The following is a 13,842-nucleotide window of genomic DNA, read 5'->3' on the forward strand; positions in this document are numbered from 1 at the left end:
TCTTAACGCTCACGAGCCTTGTAAGGCTCGTGGCTAAACGGAACAGCCCCAGTCAGAAACCTTATTTTCGGTCTGATAGTCCATGCTTATTCATGCTATCAAAGTGAAAATATATATTTTATATGCTTACTCAAGCGTGTGATTGACCCTAGCGTGCTTAATCACTCTGTCTAATACGATAATAACTCCATTAGAATTACTTGTCAAGAAGTTTTTGTTGACTTTTAGATATAGATTAAGTATGATATGCTTATAAATACCAAGAAAAGCAACGAAAGGAGCGGTTATACTAAGTTATGGAGCATTATGAAAAGAAAATCAGTTTCTTAGGAGAAAACATACAGACCATAAGAAAACACAGAGGAATGAAACAACAGGAACTTGCGGACAAAATCGGTATCAATATGCAGAGCCTTTCCAAGATTGAACGTGGCGTGAATTATCCTACCTTTGATACGTTAGAGAAGATAATGGACGTGCTGGGTGTAACGCCCAATGAATTATTGTCGGGAGAATGGAAGTATATTGACCACACCGAGCCCTATATCATGGATATTATCAAACGGGAACAAGACTTCAATGTTTCCTTAGATTACCTGTCTGAAAATGAATTTTTCGATGATGAAAAAGAATGCACATTTTACAAGGCATATAAACTCATACAGTATATCCATAACTACATTACCAATGAGGTTACGGAGTTGGAAGAACTTATGGAAATCAAGCAGTTGATACAGCGTCAAAAACTGGAACGCATGATAAAAGTGCATAAGGAAATGCGAGGGTTAGACCGATACAGAGAACAGCCCAAAGAGTATAAATACCATGACCCTTATGATGATTGGATATTTCGTCAGCTTGCGGATATAGACAACAGAAACAACATTCCCGACACTTCTCCACAAGTAGACTTCAATGAAGCAGACTATGAAGATTATCTAAAGGCGAAATGGAACAGAGGTCTTTAATTTCCTCTTGCATGGAAGATACAGCAAACAAAAAGCCCAGTAAAGAGTGCAAAGCACCACCAATGGTGGCAAGGCTCTTGACAGGGCTTTTTCTTTTCTGTTGTGGGGTAATCAAGAGGAAGAAAGAAAAAGTGTGCATTTTTGTTCCATAAATGCTAAGGGTATGCTGATTTTTATTGTGGCGGATATATGGAACTGTTATAATATGGATATGAAGAAAGCGACAAATTTGAAAGTGTTAATAATTTTCAAACAGCCTCATTGCATGGAAATAAGAAACAGACTATCCTTAAAGTAGGAGGTGGCACAAATGGCAAATGAAGATAAAAAAGATTTTAATGCTATGTTGCATGATAGTAAGGATATGCCAAAATTTCAAATTATCATAGACCAGAAAAGTATTGAGAAATATGGTGGAAACAAAATGTATTTTGCTCCCCCGATTGACTATGACAAAGTAATGAAAAAAGTTCCGTATGGTAAAGTGATTACGGTTGGAAAAATACGAGAACACTTTGCAAAATTGAGTGGTGCAGATTTTACAGAGCCGATTACAGCGGGTATATTTGTTTCTATTGTAGCGTGGGCGAGTTATCAGCGTTCCGAAGATGAAACACCCTATTGGAGAACATTAAAAGCAAACGGAGAATTAAATGCTAAATATCCAAATGGTATTGAAGCACAGAAAGAAAAATTAGAAGCAGAGGGACATACCATTATTCAAAAGGGGCGTAAAAATATACGATACTATGTAAAGGACTATGAAAATTCTCTTTTTGATTTGAAATAGGCAAATTCTATTTCACAATTTCATATCTCTATACACAAAGCAGTTAGTCTTAGGATTGACTGCTTTTTTCATACCTAAATTTCAGATTGGAGTGATGAAATGGTGTTTGTTAGAGCTGTTCACTAAGATTATCGGTGCATAAAATTTTATTGTGGTGCAGATATGAAAATGATATAATGTGGATATGAAGAAACGGACAAACTAGAATTTGTCGAGCTGGTTAGTTCGAGATAATTTTGAGTTTGTTAAGATGTGGTGCACTTGATGGAATCACAGGTACGACATCATATTATGGAGGATGAAATAGATGATAGGTTTGATTGTTGCGAGGTCAAAGAATAATGTTATAGGCAAGAATGGTAATATACCATGGAAAATAAAGGGAGAACAAAAGCAATTTAGAGAGTTAACAACGGGTAATGTGGTTATTATGGGGCGAAAGTCTTATGAAGAAATCGGTCATCCGTTGCCTAATAGAATGAATATTGTTGTTTCCACCACAACAGAGTATCAAGGAGATAATTTAGTTTCAGTTAAATCATTAGAAGATGCATTATTATTGGCTAAAGGACGAGATGTATACATATCTGGTGGATATGGACTATTTAAGGAAGCTTTGCAAATAGTAGATAAAATGTATATCACAGAAGTAGATTTAAATATTGAAGATGGAGATACATTCTTTCCAGAATTTGATATCAATGATTTTGAAGTTTTGATAGGGGAAACACTTGGTGAGGAAGTGAAATATACGAGAACATTTTATGTAAGGAAAAATGAATTGAGTAGATTTTGGATTTAGGGTGTTTTCATAAATATATTGCTTTTTATGCATATATAAATTGTTGTAAGACAAATCCCAGTTTGACAATTTCATATCCATACACACAAAGCAGTTAGTCTTAGGATTGACTGCTTTTTAAAAAGACACCATTTAGGTGTAATGATGTCTTTTGGGTGTTATTTTATAGGTCATATCAAGGCTCATTCAATCGTGGTAAATTCGTGGTAAAATGAGTTTTTTCTATACTTCAAAATACTTGAAAGTATAGTGTTTATGCGGATAATCGAAAATTAGATATAAAATTTAGGATTAAATTTTGAAAAGAAAAGGGTGACTTCGCAAGTCCTACCCACTATGCTTTGTGTCATCAGCTACTGCATCGTTGGTTTATTGTACTGTATACTTTGCAACTGGAGACTTTCATTCCAGACTCAATTGTTCATAAGAAACTCTAAATTGAATAAAGTCAACAGAGTTTCGCTCAACCACTGCGTCTTGTAATGACAACTATATAAACCAAAGGAAGCTGAGCTCTTTCGTCCCAGCTTCTTTTTATTTTGCCCGTGCAAAGACAGGGCCTTAGCAGGCTTCTTTTTTGCTTCGTTTACCTTTGCTTTTTCTTTTTAGGTTTGGGTGTTGGCAGTTGATCATACATAGCTAAAATCAGGTCTTCTAGAAACATCTTATTATCAAGGTCTTCCACTAAAATCATTTCTTTGGCACCTTCGTATGGAAACTCAAAAGAAGGTTGGTCAATCTTATCTAAGACTGCTTGCACGGGTTTAACTAAAAAGCGATTGTCATAAATGCCGCCAATAATCTTGCCACGGAAGTAAAGAATATACTCCCCCATCATGGAACGGTAAGTCACATCATCTAATCCTGATAATTGCTCCAAAATAAATTCCAAATAGTTCTTACTTGATGCCATTTCTAATCTCCTAAGCTCTGTTCAACGATAACAACCGTATAGAGTTCTTGCTTAACCTCGCATCCAATTGGTTTAAAGCCCTACTTTTCCCAAAAATGCTGAGATTAAAGATTTCCCTTAACATAAGCTAAACGTGCTTTTCGAAAGTTCTTAACAAAATAAGCTAGTGCTTCTGTCACAATCTGACTGCCAATCCTTTCCTCTGATAGGCTTGTTCAACCATAAACAAACCAATAAAAACAGTCTCCTCATCAGGATATGCCTGGTGGACAATGCTGAAAATACAGAGGATTGCTTTCATATAAAGATAAAATACTTGGGATATCCTTTTCGGTTAGTATCCTACATCTGTAATGCTTAGATAGTTGGTCAATTATTTTTTAATTCTTACTTTCTGTGTCCTGTGATCATGACATAGGAAGATGCATTGATAGTCATCAGTCACGTAGCAGATTCTTTTGCAAGCGTACTTCCTCAAAATCAGTCGTGTGAAACTTGTCCAGATTAGCCAAGAGATATTCCTTCATCATCTTCCGACTCCTTGACTGGCTCGCTGACAATTTTGGAATTGGTCAAACTTGATTTTTCTTCTTTAGAAAAATGATGATGCGCCATTTCAGTAGAATGTTCATAAGCTTGGATAATCTCTGCAACCACAGGATGACGCACAACGTCCTTGGCTGATAAGTAAACGAAATCAATTTGCTTGATATTTTTCAATTTCTCTGTCGCATCAATGAGACCTGATTTATTATTCTTTGGCAAGTCAATCTGGCTAATATCCCCATTGACAATCATCTTGGAATTAAAACCAAGTCGTGTTAGAAACATCTTCATCTGCATAATGGTTGTATTTTGCGCTTCATCTAAGATGACAAAGGCGTCATCCAATGTTCGTCCACGCATATAAGCCAAAGGAGCTATCTCAATGATTTCTCGCTCCATAAGACGCGTTGTTTGATCCTTACCTAAAATCTGATACAATGCATCATAAACAGGCCGCAAATAAGGATCCACCTTTTCCTTTAAATCCCCTGGTAGAAATCCTAGGCTCTCGCCCGCTTCTACTGCCGGACGAGTCAAAATAATTCGCTTGACCTGACCACGTTTGAGTGCTGTCACTGCCAAGGTCACCGCTAAGAAGGTTTTTCCTGTCCCTGCCGGTCCAATCCCAAAGACAACATCATGATTCTTAATGCTATCAACATAGATTTTTTGCCCTAAGGTCTTGACACGAATGGGCTTGCCATAAGAATCTTTGATAATTTCTTCCTCATACAGAGCCACAAACTTATCAATTTCACCATTTTTGACCATTGTAATAGCCGTCACTACATCTGGTGTCCCAATCGTCATCCCGCGATTCACCAAAACTAGCAGAGCTTGAATAACCTGACGAGTCTCCTCACAAGCTACTTCGCTACCGATAATCTGGACAATCTCCGTCCTTGCATGAATGGTTACCTGCAACTCCTGTTCCATTAAACGCAAGTGACGTTCATTGGAACCAAAAAGATGAAAAGCATCATCCGGATGCTGTAAGGTAATTTCTACTGAATGTTCTTGCAAATAAAGAACCTCTTTCTTCACATTATTTACTATTATTATAGCAAAGTAACTCGGAAAATTCTATCATTTCTCCGAACTAATGAGCCTGATAGTCTTCCCAAATCGCATCAAAATCGCTAAGATTAAAGCAAAAGTCAGCATGTTCTTCCAGATAACGACTAACTTCATCAAAATCATCCGTGTGCTTAGGGAAATTTGTTTCATGAAACACCAAGTCTGCTAAAATCGCCTTCGGTGCTTTGCTTTTGGGATTGCGCTCCGTCATCAACCAAGTGTAAAACGATTTTCTCATTTTATCTTTTCTCCTTTCTTACTTTTTAACCAATCCGGTAAATATTTAGTCAATCCTAATGCAGACAATATGATGATTTGCGGTAAAAATTGTATTAAATACCGCGTCTTTCCACCTTCAAAAATGAGCAAAAACAACAAACCACCAAAGACTGCAAGACTGAGCATATTGAGTTTATCATCTGCACGATATTTCCACAAGGCAAAAACAAGACCCAGACTCATCACAATCCAAATAACCTGCTTCACAATCTCATAATACCGATACTCATTCTTATCGACACTCAGAAAATAAGTTCTGATAAACTGCGCCACAGGATTCTTTTTTGTATAAGGATAAAGAGGAGAAATATAGGGCGTTTTTTCATATTCCACATCTCGATACAACCAGCCTAGAGTTCCTTCTAAAACAGTTAATGAATGCTTATAGTAAAGATGATTGAGAAATCCAAAAAACGAATACTCTTTTAAACGTCGTTTGATTTCTTTTTTTACATTTTCTTGCTTAAACATTCCATTATTATACTGTTCTCTCTGATCCACATCAATGTATTGAAGCAAACCCTCTTTCATGTCTTCTTGATCGTGTCCAATAAAAGTCAACCCTAAGTCAATAAAGAGCAGAGGACTTTTAGACAATCCTTTCTCTTGTATCAATGTCACTTCTGTTTGTGTCGCTTTCAGATAGTTTCCGCCGATAGAAGTTACGCCAAACGATAGGAAAAAGGTGAAAAAGATTAAGATAAATTTCTTCCATTCCTTTTTGAACAACAGCACCATAAAACCTGCCATAATAATAATCAACACAGTTGGTCGTATCAGCACTGCAAGCCCACTTATCAAACCTAATCCGATTGTCTTTATGAAGAGTACCCTCTTATCCTGCCATCGAAGCCCAAATAAATCAAAAAGTAAGAATATTTGTAAAGCAATGAGCGGAAGAGGCCATATATCCGTGTACATCGAATAAAAATAAGGTGAAAAGCCAACTAGCAAGACATACAAACTAAATGTCACATCAGCAGCAGACTCACTCACATATTTTTTCATTCCCTTGTACAAAATGAGTGCCGTTATATCGTCATAAAATATATTTAATCCCTGCAAAATCCATAAAGCTGAGCTTCCAAAGATATTATAAAAAAAGCGCTCAGACAAAAAGAGAAACAAGTTATTAGGATTGCGTGTCAAATAACTGGAAATAGAAGTCTCTTTTGAGTACTTGAAAGCACCATTGAAAACAACTGCTGCATCTCGCCGAATCAGCAACTGAGCAGACAAAAGCATTGCTAACTGAAATATAATTACCGCTATCATAATAGCAACTTTGTGCTTCATCAGGTAGTGGTAGCATTTTTTTACATTTTCTAGATAACGATATGCCAGAAACGCTAGTATCGCCACCCCAATCAAAGCCAGATTAGAAATTGTCCCTAGATGAATAATCACAGTAAAAAACCAGTGCAAACCAATCAATAACATAATTTTTGCAAAGCTGAAAAGAAAAAAGAATACATTTTTAGCATAGGGATATTATAACAAAATCTACAGTGTTTCGCTATTTAAAAAAAACAACAATCGTCAGATTGCTGCTTAACGTCTAATTACTTGCTACGTCCGTTTTCTTCATTGTCTAAAAGATAATCTTCTAAGACAGTAAAAATTTCTGTAACAACCAAACCAGACTCTCAAAATTCTAATCCTTCTTCTGGCAAGGTTTTACGCCAATAATCACCAAAAATAGTCTGCCAATCTCTTAAACTGCGATTGCCTTCTCCTTCTAAAAAAGCTTCTTCTGCTGTCACTTGATGAAAGGGACGGACAAGAACTTCTTTAGTCACCATGACCAAGGCTCGACTAGGATTCTCCATTCTATCTAGCATGATGGAGACTTCTCCAACTTTAGGTAACGATTCCTTGTCTTTTTCATACTCTTCAAACCAAGAACTTGTCGCTTGCTTGACTCCTCTCAATGTTAAATCATATAAGTTTGGAAACTCATCTGGATGTGCCCAAACTTCTGCCCGAGGATACTTCCCACTTAGTTCTATTAGATTCATCTTTCTTATCCCTGCCAATTTTCTTGGTCATGTTTAAATTTCTCAAGTAGAGCCAATCCTTCTGCTGAAACATAACCTTCTTGTTCTGCCAGATTGATCAATTCAGTGTAGTTAGATAAGGTTACTAATTTCACACCTGCATCTGAAAAATTCTTTTCTGCTCTAGGTAATTCATAAGTGAAAATAGCCACCACTCCAATGACATCTGCACCTTCTCGCTTTGCTGCAGCAACGGCATCCAAAACAGAACCACCAGTTGAAATCAAATCCTCAACCACGACCATTTTTTGACCTGATTTTACCCGACCTTCAATCTGATTTCCAGCCCCATGATCTTTTGGTTTACTACGAATATAGGCAAAGGGCAAATTCATCTTGTCTGCAATAATAGCACCATGAGGAATACCCGCTGTCGCTGTTCCAGCAATCACTTCTACTTCTGGAAATTCAGCCTTGATTTTATCTACAAAACCACTTTCAATCAACGTTCGCGTTTCTGGATAGGCCAAGGTCACACGATTGTCTGTATAAATTGGAGACTTGATACCGCTTGCCCAAGTGAAAGGTTCTTCCGGTTTTAAGTAAACAGCCTCAATGTTCAGTAAGTCACGGGCAATATCTTTTGCTAAAGTCATGATTTCTCCTTTACAATAATTCAATAGTGGAAACAAAATATTGTTCCAAAAAATGTGTTTTTTCTTTAATGTCCTCTAAGGCCACATTCTCATTTGTAGAGGTCAGTACCCACTTATCCTCCACATCATTTTGTCGATGAATAACAGCAGTCAATTCTCCTTCAAAAGATTCCAAAGGTTCTCGTATTTTTTCCGAAATGATATAAACATCTTGTTCTTCGCTGTCTCCAGCAAATAAATCCGGAATATAACCATAGTTGATAGGATAACAATTGCCAAAGTTGTCTTTGTAACCTATTGGTCTGTCAATGATTGCTCGATACATTTTTCTAACCATTCACCCATTCCGCCTTTATAGCTCGGTAAGCAGCTACTGGATCAGTTGCTCGTGTGATTGGACGCCCAACCACAATGTAATCACTACCAATTTGATGAGCTTCTTGCGGCGTCATAACCCGTTTTTGATCCCCGATTTCAGAACCAGCTGGTCGAATACCTGGAGTGACGCACAGAAAATCTTCTGATGTTGCGGCTTTAATCAGCTTAACCTCCTGAGCCGAACAAACAACTCCGTCCAGTCCAGCTTCCTTAGCTTTGCAGGCATAGTTGACAACAGATTCTGAAACAGTTGTTTGGATATTTTGGCAATCCCTCATATCTTCCTCACTGGTAGAAGTCAGCTGGGTCACTGCTACCAGCTTTGCCTGATCACCTAAAACCTTCTTGGCTTCTCGCATCATTTCCACGCCACCTGCCGCATGAACCGTCACCATATCAATCCCAAAGGTTCTCAAAACTGACATGGCAGAGCGTACTGTATTTGGAATGTCGTGCAATTTCAAATCTAGGAAAATGCTGTGTCCCAAACCTTTCAGATAATGCACAATTTCCGGACCAATGGCATAGAAAAATTCCATACCGATTTTGACATATAACTTTTCGTCTTCTGGAAAATGCTCTAAAAACTCCTTGACATCATCAAATGACGGAAAATCAAGGGCAATAATAGGACGTTCTTCACGCATGGATTCTTCTCCTTTTTATAGGCTTTTCGCCATTTTTAACCTTTTGACAGAATCTCTAGCTCTGCCACCTTTCAATACTGACTATACTACATCAAACGGTGAAGTTGCTTAGTAGCACTAGCTAATCATCAATAGCTCTAAATTTGCCTTATTACGAGCTATAGAAAAACCTTGCCCGAGGCAAGGTTACACGAAAATTGGCAGTAACTGCCATTTTAACCGTATCTTCCTTAGTAGACTCTCTGGACTTCTTTAAAGGTTTTATTTCAATTATTTTATAATTTACTTTATCTCTTGTCAAGCAAAATATCAAACTAAAATAAATTTCCCTTGACTTCTGCTCGCAGACTTTCCAAACTTTCAATGCCATACTTATCCATAACTTTAGGTAGGTTATCAATGATATTAGGACAAGCATAAGGGTCAGTGAAATTTGCCGTGCCAACACCAATAGCTGATGCTCCCGCAATAAACATTTCAATGGCTGCTTCTGCTGAATCTACTCCACCCATACCAATGATTGGCAAACTGCTGGATTGGGCTACCTGACGAATTAACTTTAAGGCAACAGGAAAAACAGCAGGACCTGACATCCCACCCGTTCCATTTGCAATAATGGGTTTTCTGCTTTTTAAGTCAAACCGCATGCCAACCAAGGTGTTAATCATAGTAAAGCCCGTTGCTCCTGCAGCTTCAACTGCTATAGCTATCTGCGTAATATCTGCTACACTAGGTGTCAATTTCACATAGACCGGCACTTCCGATACATCTACTGCTGCCTTCGCAGCCTCGTATGCCAAATCCGGCACCTGCCCAATCAATAATCCTCCATTGCCATGATCCACATTAGGGCAAGAAATATTGAGTTCGATTGCTTTAACGTTTGGTGCTTGAGAAATTTTTCCCGCAACAAAAGCATATTCTTCATTAGAAAATCCAGCAACATTAGCAATAATCGGCAGATTAGGATAATGTTGAGCCAACCAAGGAAGCTTTTCTGCTAACACCACATCTACACCAGGATTTTGCAAACCAATAGCATTGAGCATACCAGCTTGTGTTTCCGCCACGCGCGGTGTCGGATTGCCAAAACGAGGATTCTGCGTGCTTGCTTTAATCATGATTGAGCCAAGCACATCTAGGTCATAATATTTGGCATATTCCTGACCAAAACCAAAACAGCCCGAAGCTGGAATGATTGGATTTTTCAGTTCCAATCCCGGAAGAGAAACTGCTAAACGATTTTTCGACATGTTCACCTCCTACATCAAGACTGTGCCAGTCGCAAAAACTGGACCGTCTTCACAGACACGCTTATTGACTGATTGATCCTCACCAGCCACATGAAGTACGCAAGCATAGCAAGCCCCCATTCCACAAGCCATTCGTGACTCCATAGAAATGTAAGCTCGCGGATGACTACGAAATGTTTCATCAACATATTTGAGCATACCAGGGGCACCGCAAGCATAAACCGCTGTAAAACTTTCTGGCAACTCATTCACAACAGAGGAAACATAGCCTTTGCGACCATAAGAACCGTCATCTGTTGTTACGATGACACGACCGTATTTTTTCATCTCTTCTTCCAAAATAACGGCGGCTTTTGTTGCAAATCCAAAAACCGAAGTGACCTTGACCCCTTTACTATGTAATTCTTTTGTTACTTGTAGTAAAGGCGGAACACCAATACCGCCTCCTATGATTAAGGCTGTATCTTCAATGTCCAAACCAGATAAATCAAACCCATTTCCTTGAGGACCCATGACATCCAACTGAAAACCCTTCTTCAATTTAGAAAAAATTTCTGTGCCTGCTCCTTCTATCCTGTAAATAATCCGACAGATTTTTCTCTCTTTATCAATCTCTGAAATTGAAATAGGTCGCCGTAGAAGCTTCGTATCATCTGGGACTCGAATATGTAGAAACTGCCCAGCCTTCATCTGGATAACCATTTCCCCTTTTAAATCCATAGCAAAAATTCGCGGAGCAATTTCCTCTTGATGCACAATGCTCATCTTCTCCAACATGATTTTTCCGAATCTTTTCTTACACGAACTACTTACCATTTCTACCTCATTTCTTTACCAAAAAAGACCTCGCATACACACGCAAGGCCTCACGAAAATAGAGAGCAGACTTGTTCCCACTCTTCCTTCACCTGAAACCTTGGAAGCCTCGCTGGACTTTCTTAAAGGTTAAATTTAACATATTTTACAACTTAACAAGTGTTTTGTCAATGCTAATGTGATAAAATAGGCTTATGAGAATTCAGCAATTACATTATATTATCAAAATCGTCGAAACGGGCAGTATGAACGAAGCTGCCAAACAATTATTCATCACCCAGCCAAGTCTGTCTAATGCTGTGCGTGATTTGGAAAATGAAATGGGTATTGAGATTTTCATCCGCAATCCCAAGGGCATTACCTTAACTAAGGACGGCATGGAATTTCTTTCCTATGCTCGTCAGGTAGTAGAGCAAACCCAGCTGCTGGAAGAACGTTATAAAAATCCCGTTGCTAACCGAGAACTTTTCAGCGTTTCCTCACAACACTACGCCTTTGTGGTCAATGCTTTCGTATCTCTGCTCAAAAAGAGTGACATGGAAAAGTACGAGCTCTTCCTGCGGGAAACCCGAACTTGGGAAATCATTGATGACGTCAAAAATTTCCGTAGTGAAATTGGTGTTCTATTTCTCAACAGCTACAACCGCGATGTCCTCTCCAAAATGCTAGATGACAATCACTTGATTGCCACTCATCTCTTTACCGCACAGCCCCATATCTTTGTCAGCAAGAGCAATCCTCTAGCAAAGAAAAAACTGGTGCAATTAGCTGATCTAGAAGATTTTCCTTATCTGAGCTATGACCAAGGCACCCACAATTCCTTTTACTTTTCAGAAGAAATCCTATCCCAAGAACACCATAAAAAATCCATCGTTGTCAGTGACCGAGCAACCCTTTTCAATCTTTTAATCGGTCTTGACGGTTACACTATCGCAACTGGTATTCTCAACAGCAATCTCAACGGTGACAATATTGTTTCCATTCCGCTAGATATTGATGACCCTATTGAGCTAGTTTATATCAAACACGAAAAAGCTAGCTTGTCTAAAATGGGGGATAAATTCATTGAGTACCTGTTAGAAGAAGTTCAATTTGATAAGTAAATCATAATCATCTGTTCCACTCTTATATGTGATAAACAATGAAATTTTTATGCTATATTTTCTCCTGTCGCTTTACAATAGGCTTGAACACCTTTATTGTATCGCGTTGGGAGTTTTTCTAGCATTTTCATTTCTCTGTGTAGCGATAACTGTTATCCTATCATTTAAAATGGAATAAAATCATGCAATTAAAAATAGCACAAACTTTCTTACCATAGGTTTATGCTATTTTCTTCAATACATAGGTCTATCGCCGTCTGTTCTTGGCTTTGAAATGCCTAGACTAGCATAACTGTGTAAAGACGGTTCTTTTATGATACGAACAATCAAATCCGCAATACTTACTCTTGAAATGATTGTTCCCTTGTAAAACTCCACTTTTTCTGTTAATTCTCCCACCTTAGCAAAATCATTGTTAGACAAATAAATCAAACGAGAAACTTGATTTTCTTCCATTGCTTTAACAATATTTGCTGCCATAGGCTCAAACTTTCCACCGAGATTGGCATAGACAATATCTTGACCTTTCATAGCTTTTGTCAAGGCTGCAAAATCATTGACATCCCCTTCAAGAACATCCACTCGTTCACCTGCAAGTGACTGTAAACGAGCACTTTTTCGCAAATAAAGCGTCAAATGTACATCTGTTTCCTGTAATAATCTTGAAATCACCAAACGAGCAATTTGCCCATTGGCTCCTAAAATAAGAACTTTCTTCATGCTATTAGTAACTTTCTAATCTTTTAATTGATGATATTCCTCGTCTGAGACGGCTTCACACCATTCATTTGATAAATCTTCCCCAGGAACACCAAGCGCTATATGACTGAACCAAAAATCTTTTTTCGCACCATGCCAATGTTTTACATTAGCTGGAATAACAACCACAGAGCCTTCAGATAAACTAACGGCTTCTTTTCCTTCTTCTTGGTACCAACCTTCATTCGGACTATGAAATGGATACAATTACACAATACAAATAAAAATGCACCCACCTTTAAGGTAATAAAAAAGAGACTTGACTAAAGTCTCTTAAAATATTTATTAATTATTAAGAGAGTATGATAAAAAGTCTGTAAATAAGTATTAATAAAAACCACTAGTTGAACTAGTGGTTTTTATTTTACATATAGTCGCCCCTCAGATTGTCCCCTAATTAATTTTGGATAATTTTAGGTCAGCCCCTCATTGTTGTTGGGAAAACCCTCAAAAATTTTGGATACCCCGTAAAAAGTCCTCCGACAACAATAATAAAATCTATATTTATTGTGTGTTTTATTTAATTTTAAAGTATGTTTATTTAATAGTTATTATCATTTCTTCTGCTACTTTATATATTTTTTGCGTATATATCCAATAAGTAACAGCAAAGAACCTGATATTAACACAAGCCACCCATATAAAGATAAATTCATTCCATCTCCTGTTTTTGGTAATTCTTTATTTGGTTTTTCAGGCGGTACATTTGGTGTTCTAACATTAGTTACTACATAACCGTCTTGAGCTGTTCCTGTAACAACACTTGTATAACCATTTCCTACAGCTTCTTCCTTGACTGTGTATTCAATCTTTTTGCCTGCCTTGTATTCATCAAGGTCTGTAAACGATCCTGTCCAG

15 protein-coding genes and 3 pseudogenes are annotated in these 13,842 nt (G+C 37.8%); 4 read left to right on the plus strand and 14 right to left on the minus strand.

Annotated features, from left to right (window positions below; translation table 11 throughout):
• Positions 1-296 precede the first annotated feature (296 nt).
• The 3 genes from HMPREF2933_RS04315 (at position 297) to dfrF (ending at position 2,560) form a co-directional block, all read left to right on the plus strand.
• Positions 297-968: a helix-turn-helix domain-containing protein gene (locus HMPREF2933_RS04315; protein WP_002322214.1), complete on the plus strand. Its 672-nt coding sequence runs from the start codon at positions 297-299 to the stop codon at positions 966-968.
• Positions 969-1,278: 310 nt separating this feature from the next.
• The gene (locus HMPREF2933_RS04325) at positions 1,279-1,758 is read left to right on the plus strand and encodes an MGMT family protein (RefSeq protein WP_002322212.1); all 480 of its coding nucleotides are present in this window, start codon (positions 1,279-1,281) and stop codon (positions 1,756-1,758) included.
• Positions 1,759-2,065: 307 nt separating this feature from the next.
• Entirely contained in the window at positions 2,066-2,560 is a 495-nt protein-coding gene (gene dfrF, locus HMPREF2933_RS04330) for a trimethoprim-resistant dihydrofolate reductase DfrF (protein ID WP_002322211.1), read from the plus strand.
• Positions 2,561-3,146: 586 nt separating this feature from the next.
• Here the strand turns inward: dfrF and HMPREF2933_RS04335 are convergent.
• The 11 genes and pseudogenes from HMPREF2933_RS04335 to HMPREF2933_RS04380 all read right to left on the minus strand — a co-directional run bounded on the left by HMPREF2933_RS04335 (position 3,147) and on the right by HMPREF2933_RS04380 (position 11,122).
• Positions 3,147-3,473 (minus strand): TfoX/Sxy family protein, encoded by a 327-nt coding sequence (locus tag HMPREF2933_RS04335; protein WP_024051624.1) that lies wholly within the window; start codon positions 3,471-3,473, stop codon positions 3,147-3,149.
• Between the two features lie 2 nt (positions 3,474-3,475).
• A pseudogene (locus HMPREF2933_RS09695) lies at positions 3,476-3,850 on the minus strand (GNAT family N-acetyltransferase).
• Positions 3,851-3,977: 127 nt separating this feature from the next.
• Positions 3,978-5,042, minus strand: coding sequence for a PhoH family protein (locus HMPREF2933_RS04340; RefSeq protein ID WP_024051625.1), 1,065 nt, complete (start codon positions 5,040-5,042; stop codon positions 3,978-3,980).
• A gap of 76 nt (positions 5,043-5,118) precedes the next feature.
• On the minus strand, positions 5,119-5,334 hold the full coding sequence (locus tag HMPREF2933_RS04345; protein ID WP_024051626.1) for a YozE family protein: 216 nt from the start codon (positions 5,332-5,334) through the stop codon (positions 5,119-5,121).
• A pseudogene (locus tag HMPREF2933_RS04350) lies at positions 5,331-6,859 on the minus strand (hypothetical protein). The gene HMPREF2933_RS04345 and the pseudogene HMPREF2933_RS04350 overlap by 4 nt, the downstream one beginning before the upstream one ends.
• A gap of 162 nt (positions 6,860-7,021) precedes the next feature.
• Positions 7,022-7,393, minus strand: a complete 372-nt coding sequence (locus tag HMPREF2933_RS04355) for an ASCH domain-containing protein (RefSeq protein ID WP_024051628.1) — start codon at positions 7,391-7,393, stop codon at positions 7,022-7,024.
• A 5-nt stretch (positions 7,394-7,398) separates the two neighbouring features.
• Positions 7,399-8,028 carry an orotate phosphoribosyltransferase gene (gene pyrE / locus HMPREF2933_RS04360; protein WP_024051629.1) on the minus strand — a complete coding sequence of 210 codons (630 nt, stop codon included), beginning with the start codon at positions 8,026-8,028 and terminating at the stop codon, positions 7,399-7,401.
• A gap of 10 nt (positions 8,029-8,038) precedes the next feature.
• Entirely contained in the window at positions 8,039-8,365 is a 327-nt protein-coding gene (locus HMPREF2933_RS04365; protein ID WP_024051630.1) for an inorganic pyrophosphatase, read from the minus strand.
• Positions 8,358-9,053 (minus strand): orotidine-5'-phosphate decarboxylase, encoded by a 696-nt coding sequence (pyrF, locus tag HMPREF2933_RS04370; RefSeq protein ID WP_003035645.1) that lies wholly within the window; start codon positions 9,051-9,053, stop codon positions 8,358-8,360. Before pyrF ends, HMPREF2933_RS04365 begins: the two co-directional genes overlap by 8 nt.
• A 314-nt stretch (positions 9,054-9,367) precedes the next feature.
• Positions 9,368-10,306, minus strand: coding sequence for a dihydroorotate dehydrogenase (locus HMPREF2933_RS04375; RefSeq protein WP_024051632.1), 939 nt, complete (start codon positions 10,304-10,306; stop codon positions 9,368-9,370).
• Positions 10,307-10,315: 9 nt separating this feature from the next.
• Positions 10,316-11,122 carry a dihydroorotate dehydrogenase electron transfer subunit gene (locus tag HMPREF2933_RS04380; protein WP_024051633.1) on the minus strand — a complete coding sequence of 269 codons (807 nt, stop codon included), beginning with the start codon at positions 11,120-11,122 and terminating at the stop codon, positions 10,316-10,318.
• A gap of 194 nt (positions 11,123-11,316) precedes the next feature.
• On the opposite strand from HMPREF2933_RS04380, the gene HMPREF2933_RS04385 reads away from it, so the two are divergent.
• A complete protein-coding gene (locus tag HMPREF2933_RS04385; protein ID WP_004224921.1) occupies positions 11,317-12,225 on the plus strand; it encodes a LysR family transcriptional regulator in 909 nt (302 codons plus the stop codon).
• 234 nt (positions 12,226-12,459) lie between these two features.
• Here HMPREF2933_RS04385 and HMPREF2933_RS04390 read toward each other — a convergent pair whose 3' ends face one another.
• The 3 genes and pseudogenes from HMPREF2933_RS04390 to HMPREF2933_RS10555 form a co-directional block, all read right to left on the minus strand.
• Entirely contained in the window at positions 12,460-12,945 is a 486-nt protein-coding gene (locus tag HMPREF2933_RS04390; RefSeq protein ID WP_024051634.1) for an NAD(P)H-binding protein, read from the minus strand.
• A 15-nt stretch (positions 12,946-12,960) separates the two neighbouring features.
• Positions 12,961-13,167 (minus strand): annotated as a pseudogene (locus tag HMPREF2933_RS04395) (cupin domain-containing protein); the annotation flags it as partial.
• A 383-nt stretch (positions 13,168-13,550) separates the two neighbouring features.
• Positions 13,551-13,842 (minus strand): Cna B-type domain-containing protein (locus HMPREF2933_RS10555; protein WP_148131518.1); only part of this gene is annotated, 292 nt, incomplete at its 5' end.

The organism is Streptococcus sp. HMSC066F10 (genome assembly GCF_001813805.1).
GTDB classification, from domain to species: Bacteria; Bacillota; Bacilli; order Lactobacillales; family Streptococcaceae; genus Streptococcus; species Streptococcus vaginalis.

Bases quoted from the DNA above. Each gene is read 5' to 3' on its own strand.
- HMPREF2933_RS04315 (WP_002322214.1), top strand. From the start codon at position 297: ATGGAGCATTATGAAAAGAAAATCAGTTTCTTAGGAGAAAACATACAG.
- HMPREF2933_RS04325 (WP_002322212.1), top strand. From the start codon at position 1,279: ATGGCAAATGAAGATAAAAAAGATTTTAATGCTATGTTGCATGATAGT.
- dfrF (WP_002322211.1), top strand. From the start codon at position 2,066: ATGATAGGTTTGATTGTTGCGAGGTCAAAGAATAATGTTATAGGCAAG.
- HMPREF2933_RS04335 (WP_024051624.1), bottom strand. From the start codon at position 3,473: ATGGCATCAAGTAAGAACTATTTGGAATTTATTTTGGAGCAATTATCA.
- HMPREF2933_RS04345 (WP_024051626.1), bottom strand. From the start codon at position 5,334: ATGAGAAAATCGTTTTACACTTGGTTGATGACGGAGCGCAATCCCAAA.
- HMPREF2933_RS04355 (WP_024051628.1), bottom strand. From the start codon at position 7,393: ATGAATCTAATAGAACTAAGTGGGAAGTATCCTCGGGCAGAAGTTTGG.
- pyrE (WP_024051629.1), bottom strand. From the start codon at position 8,028: ATGACTTTAGCAAAAGATATTGCCCGTGACTTACTGAACATTGAGGCT.
- HMPREF2933_RS04365 (WP_024051630.1), bottom strand. From the start codon at position 8,365: ATGGTTAGAAAAATGTATCGAGCAATCATTGACAGACCAATAGGTTAC.
- pyrF (WP_003035645.1), bottom strand. From the start codon at position 9,053: ATGCGTGAAGAACGTCCTATTATTGCCCTTGATTTTCCGTCATTTGAT.
- HMPREF2933_RS04375 (WP_024051632.1), bottom strand. From the start codon at position 10,306: ATGTCGAAAAATCGTTTAGCAGTTTCTCTTCCGGGATTGGAACTGAAA.
- HMPREF2933_RS04380 (WP_024051633.1), bottom strand. From the start codon at position 11,122: ATGGTAAGTAGTTCGTGTAAGAAAAGATTCGGAAAAATCATGTTGGAG.
- HMPREF2933_RS04385 (WP_004224921.1), top strand. From the start codon at position 11,317: ATGAGAATTCAGCAATTACATTATATTATCAAAATCGTCGAAACGGGC.
- HMPREF2933_RS04390 (WP_024051634.1), bottom strand. From the start codon at position 12,945: ATGAAGAAAGTTCTTATTTTAGGAGCCAATGGGCAAATTGCTCGTTTG.